The organism is Campylobacter concisus (assembly GCF_015679985.1).
GTDB lineage: Bacteria > Campylobacterota > Campylobacteria > Campylobacterales > Campylobacteraceae > Campylobacter_A > Campylobacter_A concisus_AC.
Genome location: NZ_CP049239.1, coordinates 435,655 through 459,627 on the forward strand (window position 1 = coordinate 435,655; position 23,973 = coordinate 459,627).

Annotated in this window: 24 protein-coding genes and 1 tRNA gene; 15 read left to right on the forward strand and 10 right to left on the reverse strand. The window is 36.9% G+C overall.

All coding sequences use genetic code 11. The annotated features are described in order from the left end of the window. Window positions 1-122 precede the first annotated feature (122 nt). From recO to bamA, 7 genes are all read right to left on the reverse strand, one after another. A complete protein-coding gene (gene recO, locus G5B98_RS02220; protein WP_196087058.1) occupies window positions 123-737 on the reverse strand; it encodes a recombination protein RecO in 615 nt (204 codons plus the stop codon). Next, window positions 738-1,661, reverse strand: a complete 924-nt coding sequence (locus G5B98_RS02225) for a tRNA dihydrouridine synthase (protein ID WP_196087059.1) — start codon at window positions 1,659-1,661, stop codon at window positions 738-740. It abuts the gene before it with no gap. Then, window positions 1,658-2,656 carry a LapA family protein gene (locus G5B98_RS02230; RefSeq protein WP_196087060.1) on the reverse strand — a complete coding sequence of 333 codons (999 nt, stop codon included), beginning with the start codon at window positions 2,654-2,656 and terminating at the stop codon, window positions 1,658-1,660. The genes G5B98_RS02225 and G5B98_RS02230 overlap by 4 nt, the downstream gene beginning before the upstream one ends. Before the next feature lie 9 nt (window positions 2,657-2,665). After that, window positions 2,666-3,022 (reverse strand): RNA polymerase-binding protein DksA, encoded by a 357-nt coding sequence (gene dksA, locus G5B98_RS02235; RefSeq protein ID WP_035167251.1) that lies wholly within the window; start codon window positions 3,020-3,022, stop codon window positions 2,666-2,668. Window positions 3,023-3,032: 10 nt separating this feature from the next. Continuing rightward, window positions 3,033-3,488 (reverse strand): 23S rRNA (pseudouridine(1915)-N(3))-methyltransferase RlmH, encoded by a 456-nt coding sequence (locus G5B98_RS02240; protein WP_196087061.1) that lies wholly within the window; start codon window positions 3,486-3,488, stop codon window positions 3,033-3,035. 2 nt (window positions 3,489-3,490) lie between these two features. After that, the gene (gene accD, locus G5B98_RS02245; protein WP_087578667.1) at window positions 3,491-4,405 is read right to left on the reverse strand and encodes an acetyl-CoA carboxylase, carboxyltransferase subunit beta; all 915 of its coding nucleotides are present in this window, start codon (window positions 4,403-4,405) and stop codon (window positions 3,491-3,493) included. A gap of 131 nt (window positions 4,406-4,536) precedes the next feature. Then, window positions 4,537-6,792 (reverse strand): outer membrane protein assembly factor BamA, encoded by a 2,256-nt coding sequence (gene bamA, locus G5B98_RS02250; RefSeq protein WP_196087062.1) that lies wholly within the window; start codon window positions 6,790-6,792, stop codon window positions 4,537-4,539. Between the two features lie 89 nt (window positions 6,793-6,881). Between bamA and G5B98_RS02255 the strand changes: the two genes are divergently transcribed. From G5B98_RS02255 to ribD, 12 genes are all read left to right on the forward strand, one after another. After that, the gene (locus G5B98_RS02255; protein WP_084108777.1) at window positions 6,882-7,712 is read left to right on the forward strand and encodes a prephenate dehydrogenase; all 831 of its coding nucleotides are present in this window, start codon (window positions 6,882-6,884) and stop codon (window positions 7,710-7,712) included. A 62-nt stretch (window positions 7,713-7,774) separates the two neighbouring features. Beyond that, entirely contained in the window at window positions 7,775-9,145 is a 1,371-nt protein-coding gene (locus tag G5B98_RS02260; RefSeq protein ID WP_196087063.1) for a M23 family metallopeptidase, read from the forward strand. 62 nt (window positions 9,146-9,207) lie between these two features. After that, a complete protein-coding gene (gene lpxC, locus G5B98_RS02265; protein WP_151227440.1) occupies window positions 9,208-10,092 on the forward strand; it encodes a UDP-3-O-acyl-N-acetylglucosamine deacetylase in 885 nt (294 codons plus the stop codon). 41 nt (window positions 10,093-10,133) lie between these two features. After that, window positions 10,134-10,535, forward strand: coding sequence for a glycoprotease (locus tag G5B98_RS02270; RefSeq protein WP_196087064.1), 402 nt, complete (start codon window positions 10,134-10,136; stop codon window positions 10,533-10,535). A gap of 8 nt (window positions 10,536-10,543) precedes the next feature. Beyond that, the gene (thrB, locus tag G5B98_RS02275; RefSeq protein WP_151227441.1) at window positions 10,544-11,428 is read left to right on the forward strand and encodes a homoserine kinase; all 885 of its coding nucleotides are present in this window, start codon (window positions 10,544-10,546) and stop codon (window positions 11,426-11,428) included. Window positions 11,429-11,449: 21 nt separating this feature from the next. After that, the gene (locus tag G5B98_RS02280; RefSeq protein ID WP_103580415.1) at window positions 11,450-11,704 is read left to right on the forward strand and encodes a hypothetical protein; all 255 of its coding nucleotides are present in this window, start codon (window positions 11,450-11,452) and stop codon (window positions 11,702-11,704) included. Continuing rightward, on the forward strand, window positions 11,691-14,339 hold the full coding sequence (gene infB / locus G5B98_RS02285; RefSeq protein ID WP_196087065.1) for a translation initiation factor IF-2: 2,649 nt from the start codon (window positions 11,691-11,693) through the stop codon (window positions 14,337-14,339). Before G5B98_RS02280 ends, infB begins: the two co-directional genes overlap by 14 nt. Beyond that, window positions 14,336-14,701 carry a 30S ribosome-binding factor RbfA gene (gene rbfA / locus G5B98_RS02290; RefSeq protein ID WP_021090755.1) on the forward strand — a complete coding sequence of 122 codons (366 nt, stop codon included), beginning with the start codon at window positions 14,336-14,338 and terminating at the stop codon, window positions 14,699-14,701. Before infB ends, rbfA begins: the two co-directional genes overlap by 4 nt. Then, a complete protein-coding gene (gene rimP / locus G5B98_RS02295; RefSeq protein ID WP_103618240.1) occupies window positions 14,694-15,110 on the forward strand; it encodes a ribosome maturation factor RimP in 417 nt (138 codons plus the stop codon). The genes rbfA and rimP overlap by 8 nt, the downstream gene beginning before the upstream one ends. After that, a complete protein-coding gene (locus G5B98_RS02300) occupies window positions 15,111-16,760 on the forward strand; it encodes a formate--tetrahydrofolate ligase (RefSeq protein WP_196087066.1) in 1,650 nt (549 codons plus the stop codon). Window positions 16,761-16,771: 11 nt separating this feature from the next. After that, window positions 16,772-17,323, forward strand: coding sequence for a hypothetical protein (locus G5B98_RS02305; protein ID WP_196087067.1), 552 nt, complete (start codon window positions 16,772-16,774; stop codon window positions 17,321-17,323). 15 nt (window positions 17,324-17,338) lie between these two features. Continuing rightward, window positions 17,339-18,406, forward strand: coding sequence for a bifunctional diaminohydroxyphosphoribosylaminopyrimidine deaminase/5-amino-6-(5-phosphoribosylamino)uracil reductase RibD (gene ribD / locus G5B98_RS02310; protein WP_196087068.1), 1,068 nt, complete (start codon window positions 17,339-17,341; stop codon window positions 18,404-18,406). Here the strand turns inward: ribD and G5B98_RS02315 are convergent. From G5B98_RS02315 to G5B98_RS02325, 3 genes are all read right to left on the reverse strand, one after another. Then, on the reverse strand, window positions 18,403-19,266 hold the full coding sequence (locus G5B98_RS02315; protein WP_196087069.1) for a VIT1/CCC1 transporter family protein: 864 nt from the start codon (window positions 19,264-19,266) through the stop codon (window positions 18,403-18,405). The genes ribD and G5B98_RS02315 overlap by 4 nt on opposite strands. A 54-nt stretch (window positions 19,267-19,320) precedes the next feature. Further along, window positions 19,321-19,405 (reverse strand) — tRNA-Leu (locus G5B98_RS02320). A 45-nt stretch (window positions 19,406-19,450) separates the two neighbouring features. Then, window positions 19,451-19,753, reverse strand: coding sequence for a F0F1 ATP synthase subunit C (locus G5B98_RS02325; RefSeq protein WP_004317263.1), 303 nt, complete (start codon window positions 19,751-19,753; stop codon window positions 19,451-19,453). 205 nt (window positions 19,754-19,958) lie between these two features. On the opposite strand from G5B98_RS02325, the gene G5B98_RS02330 reads away from it, so the two are divergent. Genes G5B98_RS02330 through G5B98_RS02340 form a run of 3 tightly spaced genes read left to right on the forward strand, consistent with a single transcriptional unit; the run spans window position 19,959 to window position 23,973 of the window. Beyond that, window positions 19,959-21,305, forward strand: a complete 1,347-nt coding sequence (locus G5B98_RS02330) for a sodium-dependent transporter (RefSeq protein WP_196087070.1) — start codon at window positions 19,959-19,961, stop codon at window positions 21,303-21,305. Continuing rightward, entirely contained in the window at window positions 21,302-22,633 is a 1,332-nt protein-coding gene (locus G5B98_RS02335; RefSeq protein ID WP_196087071.1) for a sodium-dependent transporter, read from the forward strand. Before G5B98_RS02330 ends, G5B98_RS02335 begins: the two co-directional genes overlap by 4 nt. Continuing rightward, window positions 22,633-23,973 carry a sodium-dependent transporter gene (locus G5B98_RS02340; RefSeq protein ID WP_196087072.1) on the forward strand — a complete coding sequence of 447 codons (1,341 nt, stop codon included), beginning with the start codon at window positions 22,633-22,635 and terminating at the stop codon, window positions 23,971-23,973. Before G5B98_RS02335 ends, G5B98_RS02340 begins: the two co-directional genes overlap by 1 nt.

Genomic DNA, 23,973 nt, shown 5'->3' on the forward strand with positions numbered 1-23,973 from the left:
CACTTGTGCATAAATCAAAACTGTCATATACAACAAATACAAAAGCATTTAGTGCAAAAAGCTACTGGCTAGAATTTTTATAACTTAGAAAATTGAGGCTTAAAAAATCATCATAATAGAGTTTAAAGTCCGTCAAGTAAAATTTTATAAAGACGGTTTATCTCATCGTCATTTAGCTCGATCGTACTTTTTGTATCAAACAAATTTTTGATCTTGCTAGTGTCAAATTCGCTCCTATCAAGGCAGTGCTTGTGAGAGGGTAAAAAACCACGAGTTAAGCAAAGCTCGCTCTCTATCTCCTCGTCGCAGATGAAGCACTCAAGCTCGCTGTGAAGCCTACCTTCATACTCTAAAATTTTAACGTAGCTTTCGATGATAAGGCGTTTTGGATTTTGTAGCTGCATCTGTTTGGCGCAGCGATCAAGCTCATTAAAATAAATTTCATCGAGCTGCTCGACCTCTTTTAGATGATCATAAAGTAGGCGCATGAACTGCTGCCAAATGATGAGCTTATCGCGCTCTAGTAGCCATTTAAAGCCAAGGTGAAGTATGCTTCTAAGCTTTGGTAGAAATTTCGCCTCTTGCTCTAGCTCAAAGTCAATCTTATAGCCAGTCATGATATTTGAGTGGCGTGCGCCAAAAAATCTATACGACTTTACGAGCAAATTTGGTGTTAGCACAAAGACTAAAAGGTCCTCGTCTCTGACCTTTTGCACACGCAGGATGTAGCCTTGCATCTAGGCAAAAAACTCCCTTATGCGCTCTCTCATCGCTGTCACGTCTTTGATGAAATTTATATCGTTTCTAAAGGTTGTTGCACCGTCGATGCCCTTGCTGTACTGATGCAAATGCTTTCTAAATATGCAAAGTCCGTGCTCGCCGTAGTGCTCGATCATAGCGTCGAAGTGAGCCAGTATGATCTCTTGTTTTAGCGTCTTATCCACGCTATTTCTAGTCTTTATCTCGTGAAATATCCAAGGGTTGCCGATGCTTGCTCTGCCGATCATTAGGGCGTCACACTTTGTAAGGTTTAAAATTTCATCTGCATTTTGTGCATTTATATCGCCATTTGCAACGACTGGAATTTTTACACTCGCCTTTACTCTAGCGATCGCTTCGTAATCAACCTTTGCGCTGTATCCCCCAGCTCTGGTTCGACCATGTACCGCGATGTAGTTTGCGCCGGCTTCTTCGCATGCTTTTGCTATCTTTTCTTCATTTTTGTCGTTAAAACCAAGTCTAAATTTAACGCTTAGGCTCTCTTTGTTTGAGACACTTTTTATGGCTGAGATTATATTTTGAAGTTTGTCAAGATCATTTAACAAAGCCGATCCCGCACCTTGTCTAACGACCTTTGGCACAGGGCAGCCGCAGTTTAGATCGAGCCCATAAATCCCATCAAATTTATTGATTATCTTTACGGCTTTTTTTATATTTTCTATGTCACTGCCAGCTATCTGGACGACGTATGGCTCTTCGTTTGAGGATTTTTTAAGCATTTCAAGAGTTTTGTCACTACTCTCATAGACCAAGGCATTTGCGCTGATCATCTCGCTAACAGTGACATCACAGCCAAATTTCTTAACTACGCTTCTTAGTGGCAAGTCAGAAAAGCCAGCAAGAGGTGCTAAGAAAAGTGGCTTTTTGCTAAAGTCTATCATTTAAAAAATAACGAGCTAGGCACCATTTTGCCGTTATCTCGTAAAAACAGCAAGACCTTTATCTCTTTAAACTCATCTGGGTCGCTACCTTCGATAGCCTCTCTTACTTTATCAAGCATCTGAAGCTCAAATAGCGCATATACGTAAGCCTCATCAGCATCAGCATGGATGCTTTTTAGCTTCTCAAAGATGCCGATAAATGCGTCTGGTTTTAGCTTATTTTTAAGCATTATGGCTGCTTTGTCGTATTGAGTTTTTGTCACTTTTACGTTGTTTAAAAGATCAAAAATTTCATCACTGCTTAGATCGATCTCGTCATTTACAAATCGGGTAATAATAAGCATTATATCTTCACTTGCTAGCTCAAAATTTAATCTTTTGATTTCGCTAAAAGAAGCTACTTTTATGAGTTTATCAAATGCAGCTTTTTTAAGGCTCTCGTTTTGATCTTGATTTTTAAGTATGTCAAGATAATAAGTAGGTAGTTGCTCGATTTTATTTAGCTCATTTAGGATATTCAACTTGCTATCTTTTGCTAGTCTAAATTTCTTTAGATCGACGATCTCTTTATTTTTTATACTTTTTATAGTTTGTAAGATATTGTTTATCTCGGCATCATCTACACCGACATCTTTAAGCTCGCCTACTGGTGAGATAGAACGAGTAAGCTGTGAGGCGATCTTGTAAGTGTCGGTTTTAAAGTCTTTATTGCTCTCAAAGCCAAGAAGCGTCTCTTTGGCTAAATCTTTATAAAGCTGGCTATCTTTTTTGATCCATTTTTTATATCTATAAAAAGCATATCCATGATAAGCGATATGAAGTAGGGCAAGAAGTGCTAAAACAGCTACTGGAAGAGCGACCCAAATAGCAATTGGCAAAGTTATAGTTTGGCCTAAAAGCTCAAATGTGTAATCAGAACTATTAAGAGAATAAATAAGCCCTGCAACAACTACTATGTAGATTATGCAATAGACGAGAAATTTTCTAGTTTTCATATTTTCTCCTTAGTTTTTTGCTGTTTTTTCGATTATTTCACGGCAAGTTATGCAGTATTTTGCATGCGGTTTTACTTTAAGTCGCGGTATACTGATCTCCTCTTCGCACATATCACAAATTCCATAAGTTTTATTTGCTATCTTCTCTAGTGCTTCATCTATCTCTGATAGCTCCGCTCTTTGTTGCGTCGAGATCGAATGCTCTATTAGCTGGTCTGTATTTACTGAGGCTATATCAAACTCATCGCTTACACCACTATCTCTTAAGCCATTTACTTCAACAGATGAATCATAGATATTTTTTTTGATCTGTAATTTTCTTTCTTCGAGTAATTTTTTAAAAAAATTTAGCTCAGTTTGTGTCATTTATATTCCTTTATTTGTGGTATGGGTGGTTTGCATTTATGCAAAGTGCTCTAAAAATTTGCTCAAAAAGTACAAGCTTGGCAACCTTATGCGCCATCGTCATCTTACTCAAGCTTATGATTTTTTGCGCTTTATTCTTTAAATTTTGGCTAAGGCCGTAAGCTCCACCTATGAAAAAGTTAATTTGTGAATTTGAGTTTAAAATTTGTGCGAATTCTTGGCTGTCAAGTTGCAAGCCATTTTCATCAAGCATCACACAAAAGCCCTTTAAATTTGGCTCGTAAATTTCATCATAAGCTCTTAATGCTTCGCTTTTTCCGGTACTTTGAGCTTTTGCTATTTTTTCATTGAAAAAGATTTTATCGTTTACCTTGGCAAATTTTGCACTCATTTTTATATATTCTTGTATCTCGTTTTCAAAGTTGTCACGTGATGATTTTTGAATGCTAAAAACTGAAATTTCCAAATTTAGCCTTTGGTTTTTAGCTTTAGTTCAAAGTTATTTCCGCTCTCATCTTGGTAATCTTTTTGATGTATTGTCTTGTTATTTGTGAGAAATTTAACCATATCGCTTATATATTTTTTATGTTCGCTTCTTGGCACAATAGCATCGATTAAGCCATGCTCTAACAAAAACTCAGCTCTTTGAAATCCCTCTGGTAAATCAGCACCAATGGTTTGTTTGATGACTCTTTGACCAGCAAAGCCTATCAATGCGCCAGGTTCGGCGATTATTAGATCTCCAAGCCAAGCAAAAGAGGCACTAACGCCACCCATTGTCGGATCAGTAAGTATCGAGATGTAAGGTAGTTTTGCTTCATCAAGTAGTTTTAAAGCCGCTGAAGTCTTTGACATCTGCATCAAAGAAAATGTACTCTCTTGCATTCTAGCGCCACCTGAAGCACTCACTATGACTAAAGCTTGGCGTTTTTCTATTGCTCGTTTTATCGCTCTTACGATCTTTTCTCCCTCAACTGAAGCTAGTGAACCACCCATGAAGCCAAAGTCAAAAACAACTAGCTGGATCTCTTGTCCATCGCATTTACCTTCGCCACATATCACGGAGCTTGTGCGTCCTGTTTTTTCTTTATTCTCTGTAATTCTTTTTTTGTATGATTTTTTATCAACAAAATTTAATGGGTCTACCGGTTTTAAATTTGCGTCAAATTCTACAAAGCTATCTTCATCACAGATCAAATTTATGCGATCGGTAGCTTTTAATCTCATGTGATAGCCGCATTTTGGGCATACATTAAAACAAGCTTCAACTTCTTTGTAGTACATCAGTGAGTGACAATTATCGCATTTCACCCAGTGTGTAGGTGCTTCTTCTGGACGAGGTTGAGCTTTTCTTATCTTTGAAAAAATGTCTGAGAAATTCATATTTTTACCCACTTATATTAAAAATTGTGGGATTATATCTAATGTTTGCCTTGCTTTTTCTTATATGACTTAAAGTTTGTTTATTTGTAGAGGTTTAAAGGGGCAAGTTGGCCCCTTTAAAAAATATCTTGTTAGAAGCGTCTTCCGATAGTAAATTCAAATGTATTTGTATCATCGCCCTCTTTAGGTTTAAGAGCTTTTGCAAAGATTAGTTGAAGTGGTCCAATAGGAGTTATCCACTCGATACCAGTTCCAACTGAAGATCTTTTTATCTCATTTAGGATATTCTCACCGATCATACCGTAGTCATAAAATACAACACCACGCATTTTGACACGATCTATTATAGGGAAGCTTATTTCAGCTGAATTATTAAATGAAGTTTCGCCACCGTATTCGTAGTAGTCGCCATTATATTTTACCTTTGGAGATACAGTTCTGCTCTCGTAACCACGTAAGCTTCTTATGCCACCAAGGTAAAGTCTTTCGTTGATCGGAGTATAACCTCTTTCCCAAATTTTACCAAAGCTTGCTTTATATCTTAAGATAAGATCGTAGTCGATGTACTCTATAAGACCTAGATAGTAGTTGAAATTTGTGCGATTTTTGATAAAGTCTATATCGCCACCAAGCCCAGCTATCTCAAATGATGTGCTAGCTATAATGCCACGTCTTGGCAAGTAATAATCATCAGTGCTGTTATATGTTAAAGCCGGAGTTATAGCGCTTTTTATGGCTTTACCTTCTCTATAAATTTCTTTTTTGGTTTTTGTGTTGATATCTCTTAGTTCATCATCTTTTAAGGTAATTTTGCTTTGCTCAATGTTGTAAGTAAGTGATGCACTTAAATTTCTAGTTAGTTTTCTACCTAGTGTTGTGCTAAATCCATAGCTTCTCTCTTTATATGTTCTCCAGTCATAGTCATTTGCGTAAAGAGTTCCACCAAGGCTATACTCTGAGTCAAAAATTCTTGGGTTTGTAAGACTTATCTGACCTGAAAGCTCTCTGTCACTTTTATCTACGCTTATTTGCCCTTGAAGACCAGAGCCAAAGATATTCGTGTCAGAAAGTGCAGCGTTTAGTAGTAGTCCGTCGCTGCTACCGTATCCGATACCGCCACTTATTGAGCCAGTTGAAGCCTCTTTTACTTTTACTTTTAGATCAACTGTATTTTTATCAACCGGATCTTCTTCTATCTCAACGTCATCAAAGTAGCTTGTTCTTTTTAGTGCATCTTTTGAGTCTTGAAGGTCAGTCCTGCTATATAAATTTCCTTCAGTTAGATAAAGTTCACGTCTTACAACGCGGTCAACAGTTCTATCATTTCCTGAAATTTGAACATTTCTTATATATACTTTTTCGCCAGGATCTACTTCATAATCAATATCGACAGTTTTATTTTCATCAAATTTATCAGTCTTTGGATAGACTTTTACAAATGCATAACCTTTATCAGCAACCATATCATCAAGCTTTTTCATATCTTGGCGAAGTCTTGCTGAGTTCATCGTATCGCCAGCCTCAAGCCTAAAGTCATCTATAATCTTTTTAGTGTCAAGCTCTAGCTCTTCAGGTGCCGTAATGCTTACATTTGAAACCTTATAAGGCTCACCTTCATGAACATAATAAGTAAGATCAGCTGTGTAATTATCAAACGATGAATTTAAATAAGGTGACGAAATAGTCGCGTCTAAATAACCTTTTTGGAAATATTTGTCTTGTATTCTTGCTGGATCATTTTCAAGCTCAAAAAGTTTAACTTTACCGTCATTTCTGCCCCAAAGCCAGCCCATAAATTCTCTACTTTTGTTTGCAACTACCGGCTCTATATCGTCATAATCAAACTCTTTTGCACCGACTAAATTTACATTTTTGATTATCATATTTTCGCCGCGGTTTATGTTGAGTGTTATAAAAAGTGAGCTGTCATTGTCTGTGACTGGTTGTTTTTCTACGTCTACAACGGTATCGAAATAGCCCTTTGACTCATAATATTGGCGAATTCTCTCTTTTGTTTTTTCGATAGTTAGCTCATCGTACATATTGCCAGGTTTGATGTTAATTAGCGACTCTATGGCAGTTTTATCATTTGTTACAACACCTTTTAGATCGACCCTAGCAATACTTGGCTTCTCTTTTACAGCTACTAAAAGATTGCCATTGCCTGTATCTTCTATGTAGATATCGTCGAAATAGTTTTGTTTGTATAAATTTGTGATCGCCTTATCGCTAAGCTTTGGGGTCAGATCCTGACCGACTTTTAAGCCCATTATTTGGCTTGCTACTTCAGGCGAAAGGTGAATTAGTCCTTTAAAATTTATTGACTGGATTGTTTGTGCGCTTAGGCCACTGAAAGCTAATGCTAATAAAAATAATTTCTTTCTCATTAAATTTAACCTAGAGTTTTAGTATAAGTGCGTATAATATCATATTTTATTTTTAATAAATTTAAATTTTATAATTTTGAAGGTTTTTTATGAAAATAGGTATCATCGGACTTGGTCTTATGGGTGGCTCACTTGGGCTAGCATTAAAAGATGAAAAATTAATCTCTTGTGTTAGCGGATACGATAAAGACGAAAATCATAGCAAAAAGGCCTTAGAACTTGGCTTGGTGCATGAAATTTTAAGCATTGACGAGATGAAAAAGAAGTGTGACATCATCTTTTTGGCTGTACCAGTCGAGGCTATCGTGAGCATCGTGCAAAATTTAACTGATATCAGCGAAGATACAACTATCATTGATTTTGGCTCAACTAAACAAAAGATTATCGAGGCAGTACCAGAAAAAATTCGTAAAAATTTCATTCCAGCTCACCCAATGGCAGGTACCGAGTATTCTGGTCCAGAGGCTGCTTTCAAATCACTTTACACAGGGGCAACTGTTATTGTTTGTGACTTTGCAGAAAGCGCAGAAAAACATGTAAAAAGAAGCGTTGAGTTGTTTTCTTGCCTTGGTATGAAGATCATTTTCATGAGCGCAAAAGAGCATGATCATCACGTAGGTCTTATTTCACATTTGCCTCATGCGATTGCATTTTCGCTTGCTAGTGGAATTTTAAAAGAAGAGGATAAAAGGCACATCGTAGCACTTGGAGGACCGACATTTAAAGGCATGATACGTGTCGCAAAGAGTTCGCCTTTTATGTGGAGCGATATCTTTAAGCAAAATAAAAATAATGTTGTTGAAGCTATAAATATGTTTGAAAAAGAGCTAAATTTGTGCAAAGATCTCATAAAAGATGAACGCTGGGATGAACTTTTTGCTTGGATGAGCGACGCTAGAGCCGTAAGAGAAATTTTGTAATTAACTAAAAATTTATTGATTTACGTGTAAAATTTTGCAAATTGAATTTAAGGTAAAAATATATGTATAGACGTGGGATAGGCGGTTTTGGTATTGTTGTGCTTTTGCTAATTTTAATTTTAGCCGGTGGTTTTGGCTATGCTTTGATGTCAAAAGATTTTGAGCGAAATGAGCCGATAATCGGTGTTGCTGATAAAGTTTATTGGAATCTTAGAACCCCAATGAATATCAAATTTAAAGATGATAGTGGTATAAAATTTGTACGAATTAGTATGAATGATGGGAAAAATGATCTAAATTTATTAAATCAAATCATACAAAATCCAAGTACCGAGCTTGATGTAAATTTAACCTTTCCAAAGACTGGCTTTTTTGCTCAAAAAGATACCTATGAGATGAATATCGAAGCTGTAGATACTAGTAAATGGAGCTTTTTTACTGGCAATAAAGCTAGCAAAAAGGTTGAAGTAGTGCTTGATACTTCAAAGCCTGATCTTTACGTGCTTTCGCAGTCTTATTCTATCTCAAAAGGTGGTAGTGCTGTTGTGGTGTTTAGAGCAACTGATAATCAGCTAAAAGAGGTCTATGTCCAGACAAATTTTGGTAAGAAATTTAAGGCTGTTCCATTTTATAAAGAGGGCTTTTATGCAGCACTTGTTGCTTGGCCAGTTCAGGTTGAAAATTTTAGTGCAGAAGTTATTGCTAGGGACTTCGCAGGCAATGAGAGCAAGTCACATGTTAGATATTTTTATGAAAATGTAAAGTATAAAACTTCAACTATCGCATTAAACGATAGATTTTTAGATGGCAAAATAGTCGATCTAACTGATCAGTATGCAAAAGATCCAAGCGCGCTTTCAAGGCTTGAGAAAATGAGATTTGTCAATGAAACGCTTAGAAATTCAAACGAAGAAAAAATAACAGCACTTACTACAAATCCTGGTGATGAGATGTTATCTGGCTTTAGTGTGACACCATTTTATCCACTAAGAAATGGTAAAAAAGTGGCTGACTTCGCCGATCATAGGTACTATACATATAATAACGAGCAAGTAAGCGAATCATGGCATATGGGAATAGACTTTGCAAGTGTGGCAGCGGCTCCTATAATAGCTAGTAATGCCGGCCGTGTCGTGCTTGCATCTGAAAATGGAATTTATGGATTAAATATTGTGATTGATCATGGATTTGGGCTTTATTCGCTTTATGGACACTGCTCAAGCACTAGAGTAAAAGAGGGCGATATGGTGGCAGTTGGCGATCAGATAGGCACTACTGGAACTAGTGGTCTTGCACTTGGAGATCACCTTCACTTTGGAATTTTAGTCCAAGGCGAAGAGGTGAGACCACAACAATGGATGGATAAAAAGTGGATAAAGGACAATATCACAAGTGTTTTAGATGCTGCAAAAGCGATGATAGACAAGAACTAAAAAATTTGCAAAATTGATTTTTTAGTGCTATCATAAGCGGATTAAAAGTATAAGGAAAATTCTTGAAACAAACTACTATCGCAAGACGCGTTGAGACCGTTGGTATAGGGCTTCATAAAGGTGAGCCGATAAGACTTATACTAGAACCTCTTGATGCAAATTCTGGTATTATTTTGCACCGAGAAGATCTTGGTATTAGTTTTAAAGCTGAACCTAAAAATGTGATAAATACGCAGATGGCAACCGTTGTTGGCAACGAGAAAGGCTTTATTAGTACGATTGAGCATCTAATGTCAGCCATAAATGGTTATGGTATTGATAATATTAGAATCTCTGTTGATGCAAATGAAATTCCCGTCATGGATGGTAGTGCAATAAGCTTTTGCATGCTACTTGATGAGGCTGGCATAAGATATCTTGATGCCGGTAAAAAAGTAATTCTTGTCCGCCGTGAAGTTGAGGTTGTTGAAGGTTCTAAATTTGTACAAACTTCACCTTCAAGAAGTCCAAAATTTGACTATACGATAAAATTTGATCATCCAGTTATTGGTGAACAAAGATATGTTTTTGATTTTAGTAAAAGCTCTTTTATAAAAAATATAGCTCGTGCTAGAACTTTTGGATTTTTGAAAGATTTACAGCGTTTACAAGCTCAAAATTTAGCTCTTGGTGCATCGCTTGATAATGCCGTGGCAATTGATGATACGCATATCCTAAATCCAGAAGGTTTGAGATTTGAAAATGAGTTTGTAAGGCACAAAATTTTAGATGCGATTGGTGATTTAAGCTTGCTTGGAGCGCCTTTATTGGGCGATTATACAGCATTTGCTGGAAGCCATGACCTAAATCACAAATTAACTCTTGCTTTGATGTCCGATGAGAAAAACTACGAGATCGCAACTCTAAATGGCGAACTTCTAAAAGAGTATCAAAAGGTATTTGCATAGAAAATATTGAAATTTTAGTTGTCTCTTTATCGACTCCGCTCTTGGTTGGAGTTTATAAAGACGGCGTAAAATTTGATGAAATTACGACTGATGAACATGCCAGTGAAGCTTTGATAAAGATCTTAGAAAATTTATCCTCTAAATTTAATATCACAAAAATTATCTATGCAAATACGCCAGGCAGTTTTATGGGGCTAAAGGTGGCCTATGTAATATTAAAAACATTTTCTTTGGCTAAAGGCTGCAAATTTTACGCCGTTAGTGGCTTTAGTTTAAATGGTCACCAAGCTATAAGAGCAAATAAAAATTTAAGTTTTGTTTTAAAAGATGGCAAAATTTCACTTGAAAAAGTGGAGCCAGTAGGATTTAGGTTGCCTTTAAATTTAGATGAATTAAAACTAAATTCAGATACACTTCCAGATTATATCATCCAAGCAGTTTAGGAGAAATTTTGAACATCTTAGTGCCTGCAACAAGTGCAAATTTGGGTCCTGGTTTTGATGCTTTGGGGCTTAGTTTGAAGCTTTTTAATAGTGTGAAAATCGAGCCAGCAAAATTTAGCTCAGTGTCGATAAACGGCGAAGGCAGTGGAAGTGTAAATTTAAAGAGAAACAATATATTCTTAAGTATTTTTAATGAAATTTTTTTTGAGCTAACTGGTAAAAATGAAAATTTTAGAGTCGTTTTTGAAAATAATATCCCATTTTCAAGGGGGCTTGGCAGTAGCTCCGCTGTTATCGTTGGGGCCATTGCTTCAGCGTACGAAATGGCTGGCTTTAAGGCAAGCAAAGAGACAGTTTTAAATAAAGCTATCATCTATGAAACCCATCCTGATAATATCTCGCCAGCAGTTCACGGTGGATTTATCAGCGCGATCGTAAAAAATGGTAATGTTTACGCAAATAAAATAAGTTTAAGCGATGAGATAAAAGCAATAGTTGTTATCCCAAATAAACCGATGAGTACATCCTCGTCAAGACAAATTTTACCAAAGAACTATACGATGAAAGAGTGTGTAAATAACTTATCTCATGCCGCTTTTTTAACGTCTTGTTTTTATGAAAAAAAGTATGATCTCTTAAAAATAGCAAGCAAAGATTTGATGCATGAAGAGCGTAGAATGCACGCTTTAGAAGAACTTTTTGAAGTTAGAAAAGTAGCTTATGAAAATGGTGCTTTAATGAGCACGCTTTCAGGCTCAGGTTCAAGCTTTTTAAATATCGCTTACAAAGATGATGCTAAAAATTTACGAGATATTTTAAAGAGTAAATTTGGTGATTTTAGGGTTGAGGTTTTTTCATTTGATAACGATGGATACGAAATTACGCAAAGCTAAAAACAAGTTTAAAAAGATATAATGAACAAAAATAATCCTGTAAGGACATGCGTCGCTTGTAAAATTAAAATTTCTCAGAGCTTGTTAAAAAGATACCGCTTGGTAGGTAAAAATTTAGAACATGGCAAAGGAAATGGTCGTAGCTTTTATCTGTGTGACAAATGTATACAAAAAGATATAAAAATTTTAAAAAAAATAATTGATAAACAAACTAAAGGTGCTCTTATTTGTGATGCACCGAAGTTAAAGGAGATACTCTTAAATGAGCAATGTTAGGATTTCAGAGATCGCAAACGAGCTTGGCTATCCAAGTAAAGAGATAGTAGAAAAAGCTCAAGAGCTAGGATTAAAAGTCAAAACTCACTCAAATGCAGTTAGCCTTGAAGAGGCCGAAGCTATATATGAATATGTTCAAACTGGCGTGATACCAGATAAATTTAAAAAGAAAAAGAGTGAACCTAAACCAAAAAAAGAGCCTAAAAAAGAAGTAGAAAAAGAGTCAGTAAAAAAAGAAGAAAAACAAAAAAGTGAACCTAAAAAAGCTACTACTAAAACTGAGTCAAAGTCGGTAAAAGCTGAGCCTAAGAAAGAGGCACAAATTTTAGAAGAAAAACAAAAAATTGAGCCTAAAAAAGAAGAAATAAAAGTAGAGCAAAAACAAGTCGAAGCTCCAAGGCCAAAAGAGAGCTTGGCCGATGTGACTCAAAAAAGACGTGGCCTTGTGATAGTAAAAAAGAAAAAAGACTATGAAGCGCCAATTGCTACAAAAGAAGAGAAAAAGCCTGAGCCAAGCATAGCTAATATAAGCGATTTTAAAAGTATGTTTTCAGCAAATGATGAAAATTTAGCTAAGAAAAAGAAAAAAGATAAAAAAGTAGTTGTTGCAAGTAAAAAGGATAACACTCAGAAGATGGATCTACTTGGCGGAAGTGATTTTGGTGACATTGTACTAGAAGATGAAGATGTAGTTGTTCTTCCTGATTTTAGTTTTAAAACTCCGGTACCAGCACCTGCTCAAAAGACAAAACAGCCAAATGTTATGAGAACTACGGTCAACAATACGATAAATTCATTTGGCGAAGGTGGCATACAAAGAAGAGCTAGAAAAAAACACAAAAAGCCTGAAAATAAACAAAACAATGAAGCTGTGACGTCTATAAGTATTCCAAAAGAAATTCGTGTTTATGAATTTGCTGAAAAGCTAAACAAACAGCCAAGCGAGATTATTGGTAAGCTTTTCATGCTTGGTATGATGACAACTAAAAATGACTTTTTGGATGAAGATGCGATCGAAATTTTAGCTGATGAGTTTAATGTAGAGGTTAATATCATCGACGATCAAAAAGAATTTGACTACGTAGCAGCCTATGAAGAAGAGATAAAAGACGATGAAAATCTCCAGCCAAGAGCACCAGTCATAACCATCATGGGTCACGTTGATCATGGTAAAACTTCATTGCTTGATTACATAAGAAAATCACGTGTAGCAGCAGGAGAGGCTGGTGGTATCACTCAGCATGTTGGTGCTTATATGGTAAATAAAAACGGCAAAAACATCACATTTATTGACACCCCAGGTCACGAAGCGTTTACTGCTATGCGCGCAAGAGGTGCTGGTGTAACTGATATAGTTATCATCGTTGTTGCAGCAGATGACGGCGTAAAACCACAAACAAAAGAGGCGGTCAGCCACGCAAAAGCTGCTGGTGTACCAATAATCATCGCGATAAACAAAATGGATAAAGAGTCAGCAAATCCTGACTTAGTAAAGACTGGTCTTGCTGAGCTTGATATCATGCCAACAGAGTGGGGCGGAAAATATGAATTTGTGCCAATCTCTGCAAAAACAGGCATGGGTATAGATGATCTATTAGAGATCGTGCTTTTACAAGCTGACCTTTTAGAGTTAAAAGCAAATCCAAAAGCAAATGCAAAAGCAACTGTCATCGAGAGCTCGCTTCAAAAAGGTCGTGGCCCAGTCGCTACTATCATCGTTGAAAATGGTACGCTTCATGTTGGAGATACTGTCGTAGCAGGCGTTGCGTATGGAAAGATAAGAAGCTTGCTTGATGACCAAGGTAAGCCTTTGCAAGATATAAAACCAGGCGAATGTGGTGTGATAGTAGGTCTTAGCGAAATAGCAGAGGCTGGCGAGACGCTAATAGGTGTAAAAACAGATAAAGAGGCTCGTGAATACGCGCAGAAAAAAGCTGAATATATCCGCCAAAAAGAGCTTAGTAAGAGTACAAAAGTTAGTATTGACGAGCTTAGTGCTAAGATTGCTGAGGGTGAGTTAAAGACGCTTCCAATCATCATCAAAGCTGACGTTGGTGGCTCACTTGAGGCACTAAAAGCAAGCCTAGAAAAACTAGCAAATGATGAGATCAGAGTAAATGTCATCCACTCTGGTGTTGGCGGCATCACGCAAAGCGACGTAGCACTTGCTAGTGCGAGCGAAGACTGCATAATCCTTGGTTTTAACATAAGACCAACTGGCGAGATAAAAGAAAAGGCAAAAGAGAGCGGTGTCGAGATAAAGACTTATAATGTTATTTATAATTTAATTGACGACGTGAAAGCGATCTTGGGCGGACTAATGTCACCGATCATCAGAGAAGAGCAGCTTGGTCAAGCTCAGGTTCGTCAAGTGATCCATGTGCCAAAAGTTGGAACTATTGCTGGATGTATCGTCACTGAAGGCACGATAAATAGAGGCGCAAAAATTCGCCTTATTAGAGAAGGCGTGGTCGTTTATGAGGGCTTAGTAAGCTCACTAAAACGCTTCAAAGATGATGTCAAAGAGGTCGCTAAAGGTTATGAGTGTGGCGTTGGTATCGAAAATTTCAATGATATTAGAGAAAACGACTACATCGAAAGCTTTAAAGAAGTCAAGGAGAAAGCTACTCTATGAACGCTAACGAAATAAAGCGTATGAGAACAGAGAGTGTGCTAAAAGAGCTCATCCCAGAGGCTTTAGCTACTCTTGAAGATAGCATTTTAAAGGGGCTTTGTGTCACTGATGTCGAGTGTAAAAAAGGTAGATACGACGCCTTTGTTTATCTTGATAAAATGGCATTTGATGAGCGTGAACAAGAGTATATTTTGGGGCATTTAAAGCGAGTTTGTAGGCATTTGCAAAACCACTGCATGGCAGCTGAGGGCTGGTATAGATGCCCAAATTTTCACTTTAAATTTGACGATAGATTAGAGTATCAAAACCATATGGATAAGTTGTTTGATAAAATTTCAAAGGATTTAAACAAAAATGGATAATTTAGACAAACTAGTACGCGAATGCGGCGTAGAGCTTTACGACAGCGAGATCGCAAATGAAAATGGCAGGGTTATTTTTAGAGTTTACATCACAAAAAAAGACGGAGTTAGCCTAGATGATTGCGAAAAAGTAAGTCGTCTGCTTTCACCTATTTTTGACGTGACACCGCCAGTTAGTGGGGATTATAACCTCGAAGTTAGTTCGCCTGGTCTTGAGAGAAAGCTTAGCAAGCCATCTCACTTTAAAGCGAGCGTTGGTGAGCTAGTTAAAGTTCAAACCGAGGCTGAGAAATTTGCAGGAAGGCTTGTAAAAGCAGACGAAGAGGGCATAGCAGTTGAAAACGAAGAGGGAATCTTTGAGATCAACATCAGTGAGATAAAAAAAGCAAAAACATATTTGGAGTGGTAAATGCTAAGCGACATCGAGATAACTCACCAAACGAAACTAGAACACATCAGTAAAGTTGCTGCAAGACTAGGCTTAAGTGAAGACGAGCTTGAACTTTACGGCAAATATAAGGCAAAAATTTCTCCAAGGCTTGAGCCGTCAAACTCAAAGCTCATCTTGGTTACCGCTACTAACCCAACCCCATACGGCGAGGGTAAAACGACTATGTCGATTGGTCTAGCCGACGCACTAAATTTACTTAGTAAAAAGGTTTGTCTAGCACTTCGCGAGCCATCTCTTGGGCCAGTTTTTGGCATAAAGGGCGGAGCAGCAGGTGGTGGTTACTCGCAGCTTGCGCCGATGGAGGATCTAAATTTACACTTTACTGGCGACTTTCATGCGATAACATCGGCAAATAACCTCATTTCTGCCATGATAGATAATAGCCTTTATCAAGAAAATCCACTAAAAATCGAGAAAATTTTATGGAAGCGCTGTATGGATATGAACGACCGCGCGCTTAGATTTATCACTGTGGGACAAGGCGGTAGGACGGACGGCGTGCCAAGAGAAGATGGCTTTAATATCACCGCTGCAAGTGAGATCATGGCTGTGCTTTGTCTAGCTACGAGCCTTTCTGATCTAAAAGAGCGCGTGGCAAATATTATGGTCGCCTACGATAGTGATAAAAAGCCTATCTATGTGCGTGATCTAGGCTGCGAAGACGCTGTTTGTATACTTTTAAAAGATGCAATTAAGCCAAATTTATTTCAAACGCTTGAGCACACACCTACGCTCGTGCATGGTGGTCCATTTGCAAACATCGCGCACGGCTGCAACTCAGTCATCGCAACAAAAACAGCTCTAAATTTAGCTGACTACGTCATCACTGAAGCTGGCTTTGGCTCAGAGCTTGGTTCCGAGAAATTTTTAGATATAAAATGCAGGGTTGCTGACATCAAACCAAGCGCTGTGGTGCTTGTAAGTACGATCAGATCGCTAAAATATAACGGCGAAGCAAACAAAGATGAGATCACAAAACCAGATATGAACGCTCTTAAAAAAGGTATCGAAAACCTTGGTGGACACATCGAAAATTTAAAAGGAAAATTTGGACAAAACGTAGTTGTGGCGCTTAACAAATTTGGCTTTGACACCGATGAAGAGATAAATTTTGTAAAAGAGTACTGCCGTGAGCTTGGTGTAGAAGTGGCAGTTTGTGAGAATTTCTTAAAAGGCGGTAAAGGTGCGCTTGAGCTTGCCGAGCTAGTTTTAAAAGCGTGCGATAAGCCAAGCAAGATAAATTTCACATACGAGATGAGCGACGATACGAAAACTAAAATAGAAAAGGTCGCTAAGGAAATTTATGGAGCTGGTGAGGTGGTCTTTGAGGAAGCCGCTCTTAAAAAGCTTGAGATGATAAATGAGCTAAATTTGAGCCATTTGCCAGTTTGTATCGCAAAAACTCAGTATTCATTTAGCGACGATGCGAAGCTTTTGGGTAGAGCAAAGGGCTTTACATTTAGTGTAAAAGACCTTGATATTAGAACCGGGGCTGGCTTTATAGTCGCAGTTTGCGGTAAGATCATGCTAATGCCAGGACTTCCAAAAGTGCCAGCTGCTGTTAATATGAAGATAGATGCAGACGGCAAGATCGACGGTTTATCGTAAATTTAGAAAATATGAAATTTGTAAAAATACTCTTTTTAATAGTTTTAAGTATTTTCTTCGTTGGATGCGGAGGAAGATATAAATATAATGTTGAGCCAACGCCGATACAAAAAGGCGTGGCTAAATATATTATTAGCGATTTTAACCTAACATTGACAAACCAGCCAACTAGATACGAGCATAACACTAACTATAAAAATGAAAACGAACTTCGTGATGAGTTTGTGGAATTTATAAACAAACATCTAAAAGAGCAGGGTATTTTAGGGGATGAAAATAGCTTTAAGATAAAAATACAAATGGACTATGAAAGATGGTTTAACTGGGGTAGCAAGGCGTTAAACAAGCCACACTTTCGCTATAGCGTGAAAATTTATGATAACGATGATAGGCTTTTGGTCTCTTACTCTATACCAGTCTCTACAACGAAATATGGCTATTTTAAAGAGATCGCTGTTTTGGCGGAGATTGCTGCATTTAGGTGGGATGCGGAGGATGAGCCGACAGATATCGACTTGACCTCAAAAACTCTTGTTGATGAGATAAAAGATATAGGAAAATAAAAATAGTCTGCTAAGATGAACGACGAATTTTACATGGATCTTGCTTTAAGTGAGGCTTGGAAATTTCAGATCCTGACCTATCCAAATCCAGCCGTTGGATGCCTTATTCTTGATGAAAATGGTCAAATTTTATCTTGTAAGGCTCATGAAAAGGCTGGATATTTGCACGCTGAGCCAACGGCGATACTCTTTGCGCTTTGCAAAAAAAGTGAAAAATTTAAAGATGATTTTATAAAAGCATATAATGAAAAATTTTTCTTAAATTTAAAGCCTATTGATCTTGAAGATCAGCCTTTAGAGCCAAAATTTACCTACGAATTTATACTAAAAAACCACTCAAATTTACTAAAAAATGCAAAAGCCTACGTCACTCTTGAGCCTTGCTCGCATCATGGTAAAACGCCACCTTGTGCAAATTTGCTAAAAGAGCTTAGCTTTAGCGAGGTGATAATCGGCAGCCACGATGAAAATAAAATAGCAAGTGGCGGCGGAAATTTACTTCAGAATGCTGGAGTGAATGTTAAATTTGGCGTTTTAAAAGAGCGTTGTGATAAGCTACTTGAGCCATTTTTGGCCTATCAAAATGGTGGCTTTAGTTTTTTAAAAATCGCAATTAGTAAAAATGGCGTGGCAAGTGGCGGCATCATCGCAAATGAGCTTAGCCGCACGCATGTCCATAAACTAAGAAGCGTCATAGATACGCTAGTGATCGGCGGCAACACAGTGCGAGTTGATCGTCCAAAGCTTGATAGTAGGCTAGTAAGTGGCGGCAAAAATCCAGATGTCATAATCTACTCAAGAAGTGATAAATTTGATAAGACAATACCGCTTTTTAGCGTGCCAGGGCGCAAAGTTAGTATTCAAAAAAAGCTTAGCTTAAAAGGACTTAGCATGTTTGAAGGCGCTGATGAGTTTTTAAAACTTGCAAAAGATGGCAAGCTAGCAAACGCAAAATGGCTACTTATCTATCAAAGCTCAAATTTTAAGGATGGTAAAAACTTGAGCCTTGATCTAAAATTAAAGCCACTATTTAGTGGGAATTTTGGAGACGATAGCTACACTTGGTATGAAATTTTGGATTAAATATCTAGGCCAAAATAGTGCTTAACTAAAAAACCAATACCAAATGAAATGATCGCAACACCAAAAGTTATCACACACATCTCAACCACTCTTGGCAAAAATTTAAGTTCTTTTGCTACGCTTATGTAAAAGTTGTAAGTGATAATGGCAACAAAGGCAAAGAAAAACATCGACAAGACAGCGTAAACACCACTTGAAAAGATGAAAAATGGAAGTATCAAAAACGCCGTTGTTATGATGTACGAACCACCTGTATAGAGCGAATAGGTAAGCGGTTTGATCTCGTCACTTGGATTTTCTTTTGACTCAAGATAGGCTGATCCTGCCATAGAAAGAGCAGCTGCAATACCCATGATAAGGCCTGTCGCACCAACTGATTTTGTATTTGAAAAAGCAAGTGCGATACCACTTAGTGTGCCAGTTAGCTCAACTAATGCGTCATTCATGCCAAGCACGATACCACCAGCATTTACGAGCTTTGTGTCTTTTAGCATGGAGATTAGACTATTTTCGTGATTAACCTCTTCATCATAGATGTCTTTAGCCTCAGGATATTCATCTATGATGTCAAGATAAAATTTCTCCGCATCCTCTTCACGTGACTCCATAAATTTTAAAGTAAAAGATGTACCAAAAATTTTAACAAGTATCGTATAGAAGATGACTTTGAATAAATTTGCAGTTCTACTCTCACCTGTTATCTTTTGGCAAAAAGCATAGTGTCGTTTTTCTTCAGTGATTAATTTACGAAGTATTTTTTTATTTTCTTCATTTTTTTCACTAGCTTCGAGTAACGTATAGATGGCGGTATCATCTGCTTCATTTTGTAGCTGTTTTAAAGCACGCTTTTTATCTAGCATAAATTCCCCTTTTTTAATTTTGTAAGATTTTGGATTTTGAAGTATAAGATTAGATGGTGCGATCAGCGAGACTCGAACTCGCACACCTAGCGGCACTACCCCCTCAAGATAGCGTGTCTACCAATTCCACCATGATCGCAAAAAGAGTAAAAGCCCCAAAAGGGGCTAAATTTAAGCTTTACGCTTAGCCAAGCATTGGGTTTGCGTAAAGAACGATAAGTGTAATAACAAGTGCGTAGATAACTTGTGCTTCGATCATCGCAAGAGCGATAAACATTGTAGTCATAAGTTTGCTACCAACACCTGGGTTTCTAGCTGTTCCGCTAATTGTTGCAGCAGCTGTGTTACCCATACCAATAGCACCGCCAAGAGCTGCAAGGCCAAGACCAATACCACCAGCGATAACCGAATATGATCTAATCATCTCGCCATCAGCACCAAATGCAAATGCAGCAAGACCAAGAATTAAAAACACGATCTTTTTCATCGTTGCTCCTTTAAAATTTTAAAGCTCTTTCGGATCTGTCCCCTACTTAAACTTTATGAGCCGTAATATTACAAAAACAAAACTTTGTTTCAAATAAAAACACTAAAAATTTAAATTGCCTATAAAAAATTCTTGGCTTAGAAAAATAAAAGTTTTTTTATGTTATCTTTGAAAAAATTAATTTATTCTTAATCTCAGGTAATCAATGATAAATGAAAAATTTTCAAAAATAGGCTTTGTTCTTGCGATGGCAGGATCGGCTGTTGGACTTGGTAATGCATGGAAATTTCCAACAATGGTAGGAAACAATGGCGGTTCAGCATTTATAGTTTTATATTTACTTCTCACGTTTGCTATTGCTTTTGTAGCGTTTTTAGCGGAGCTTAGCATTGGTAAGCTTGGTGAGAGTGACGTTGTAAGCTCCATTTATAAACTTGCTCCAAAACACAAAAAAATATGGTCTCTTTCGGGCTTTTTTATGATAGGAGCGATACTTATAGCTTCATTTTATATGGTAGTTATTGGCTGGATTTTAAAGTATATCTATCTTAGTTTTTCGCCACTTTTGGCTGATACTAAAGAAGCAGCAACGCAGTTTAATACACTTTTGGCAAATGATCTAACCAGTGCCGTGCTTTGCTTTAGTCTAGTCTTTTTAATGGTATTTTTTGCTGTTTCAAAAGGTGTGAAAAGTGGCATTGAAAAGCTAAATATCTGGATGATGCCGAGTCTTTTTATACTGCTTGTTTGTATACTTTTTTATGCAATTAGTATGGGCGATGGCTTTGTTAAGGCGGCTAAATTTTTATTTGTACCAAATTTTAGCGCGATCACGCCAGATGTTGTTTTGCAAGCTCTTGGACTTGCGTTTTTCTCGCTATCTATGGGTGTTGGCGTCATACCGACATACGCTGCAAATTTACCGGAGCAGACAAATCTTATAAAATCAACGCTTTCTATCATCTTTATAAACATATTAATAGGCATTATGATGGGGCTTGTGGTCTTTACATTTATATTTGCTTATGGGGCTGATAGTACGGCAAGTGGACCAGGGCTTATTTTTATCTCACTTGTTACGCTTTTTGCAAAGCTTGGGATAGTTGGCAATATTATGGCTATCGCATTTTTTGTTTCGCTTTTATTTGCTGGTGTTACAAGTGCTGTTTCGATGATAGAACCATTTGCTTACTATTTGGTTAGAAAATTTGAAATTTCACGTAAAATGGCTCTTGTTTATATTGGAATTTTTGTCTATATTTTAGGCCTTTTTTGTATTTTTTCATATTATGCGCAGACGGCTAATATTTTTAGTATTTTTGGTAAGCCAGTCTTTGATGCACTTGATTTTCTTACTTCAAATATAATGATGCCAATAGGTGCCATAATTTTTAGTTTTTTTGTTGGCTATAAACTTAAAAAAGAGAGCCTATATCTACTCTTTGGCGAATTTATGGGAAAAGTATTTTTTGAAATTTGGTACTTCACTCTAAGATATATCGTGCCAATTGCAATTTGTGCCATCATGATCTATCAAATAGCAGGTAAATGATGGATAGATTTAGTAAAGTTGGTTTTGTTCTTTCTATCATTGGAGCGGCTATTGGCCTTGGTAATGCGTGGAAATTTCCATACATGGTCGGTAGTAACGGTGGTTCAGCATTTATTCTTATATATCTATTTTTTGCTTTTGTTGTCGGCCTTAGTATATTTTTTGCTGAGATGGCAATGGGCAAAATTTCACGCCTTGACACGGTTGGGGCATTTAAAAGTCTAGCTACAAAGGGGGCAAATTCTTGGAAATTTGCTGGTGTTGTGATGGTGACAGGGTTATTCATCGCATCTTTTTACACACTCATCATTGGTTGGGTTTTAAAATACGTTATCTTAAGTCTTGGTGAGCTTCCAAAAGATATGGCAAGCTCAGAAGCGCTTTTTGTAAATTTTACTTCAAAGGGCATAGAGGAGCAAATTTTATATTTTAGCATCGCTTTTTTTGCCTACTTTTTTATACTTACAAAAGGTATAAAAAGTGGAATAGAGCGTATAAATGTATATCTTATTCCGACACTTTTTATTTTACTTTTGCTTATGCTCGGCTACTCTTTTGGTATGAATGGATTTGATGAGGCGGCTAAATTTTTACTAGTACCAGACTTTTCAAAGATAGATCAAGGCGCTATCTTAAATGCTCTTGGGTTAGCTTTTTTTACGATGTGTATTGGCATTGGCTGCATTTTAACTTACTCATCAAGCCTAGGCAATGATACAAATTTATTCACTTCATCACTTTATGTAGTCTTTGCAAATATAATTATTAGCGTAATTATAGGGCTTATAGTTTTTACATTCACCTATGAATTTGGCTCAGAGCCATCAAAGGGTGCAGGGTTAGCATTTATCTCGCTTCCAACGCTTTTTGCAAAGCTTGGTTTGCTTGGAAATTTCTTAGCTTTTGCATTTTTTACATCTTTATTTTTTGCTGGTATAACATCGGTTATTTCACTAGTTGAACCATTTATATTTTTCTTAAATAAAAGCTTGGGACTTAGTAGAAATAGATCAATTATTATTGTTGGTGCCGTAGTTTATCTTTTGGGAATTTTATGCGCATTAAGCGGTATTGGCGATTTTAAGGAGTCACTTACATTTTTTGGTAAGAGCTTTTTTGATTTGCTTGATTATATTAGCTCAAACATTATGCTACCACTTGGTGGCATTATATTTGCCCTTTTTGTTGGGTACTTTATGAAATTTGAGCTTTTAAAAGAGCTATTCTTGCCTTATATGGGTAAGGTTGTTTTTAAAATTTGGTATTTTTTAATAAGGTTTGTGGCACCAGTTTTAGTTTTTGTGGTGCTAGTAAGGGAGATTGCATAATGGCAAAAGAACAGTTTTCTAAAATAGGTTATGTTTTAGCAGTTGCAGGGTCAGCTGTTGGACTTGGCAATGCATGGAAATTTCCATATATGGTTGGTGAAAATGGTGGATCGGCATTTGTTATTTTATATCTTTTGATAACGTTTTTAGTTGGCATACCTATCTTTATGGCAGAGCTAAGTATTGGCAAGCTTAGCGAGAGCGATAGTGTAAATGCCTTTAGAAAGTTGGCAAATAAAAATAAAAATTTATGGCAGCTGGTTGGAATTTTAGCTATGGTAACCGCAGCTATAATCTCATCTTATTATATTGTTATCATCGGCTGGGTCTTTAAGTATTTCACACTATCTTTTACCGGTCTTCCAAACGATATAGAAAGTTCAAAAGTAATATTTAACGAGCTTCTTACACATGGTCTTGGCGAGCAGACACTTTATTTTGTTATAGCATTTGTAGCTTGCTTTTTTATCCTTTCAAAAGGAGTGAAAAGTGGTATTGAAAAGCTAAATGTTTGGATGATGCCAAGCCTATTTATCATGGTTTTAATCATGCTTATCTTTTCTATGATGATGAATGGCTTTACAAAATCGGCTGAGTTTTTACTTGTTCCTGACTTTAGCAAAATTTCATTTAATTCGCTTTTGCTTGCTCTTGGACTTGCTTTTTGGACACTATCTCTTGGTATGGCAGCGATCATTACATATTCAGCTAGTCTAAGTGATGATACAAATTTAGCCACTTCTACGCTAAGTATCGTCTTTATAAATATCGTCTTAGCCATCATGATGGGTCTTGTTATCTTTACATTTATATTTGAATTTGGTGCCGAGCCGTCTCAAGGACCAGGACTTGTCTTTATCTCGCTTCCAACGCTCTTTGCTAAGCTTGGTGTGATAGGTCAAATTTTAGCTGCAGCATTTTTTGCTGCACTTATCTTTGCTGGCATTACTTCAGCTATCTCTATCGTAGAGCCGTTTGTATTTTTCTTGATCAGAGAGTATAGCATTAGCAGGATAAAAGCTCTTAGCATAGTTGGAGCCGGTGTTTTTGTATTGGGATTTTTATGTCTTTTATCAAATATAGAAAATGTTGGCGACAAATTTATGCTCTTTGGTAAAAATTTCTTTGATTTTCTTGATTTTACCGCTTCAAATGTTCTGCTTCCAATTAGTGGCATAGGTGGAGCGATATTTGTTGGATATTTTATGAAAAGAGAGGCACTTTATGTGCTATTTAGCCCATATATGAGCGACTTTGTATTTAGTGCGTGGTATTTTTTATTAAGATATGTGGCACCAGTTTGTGTATTTATCATTATGATAAATAAATTGTTTTTTTAA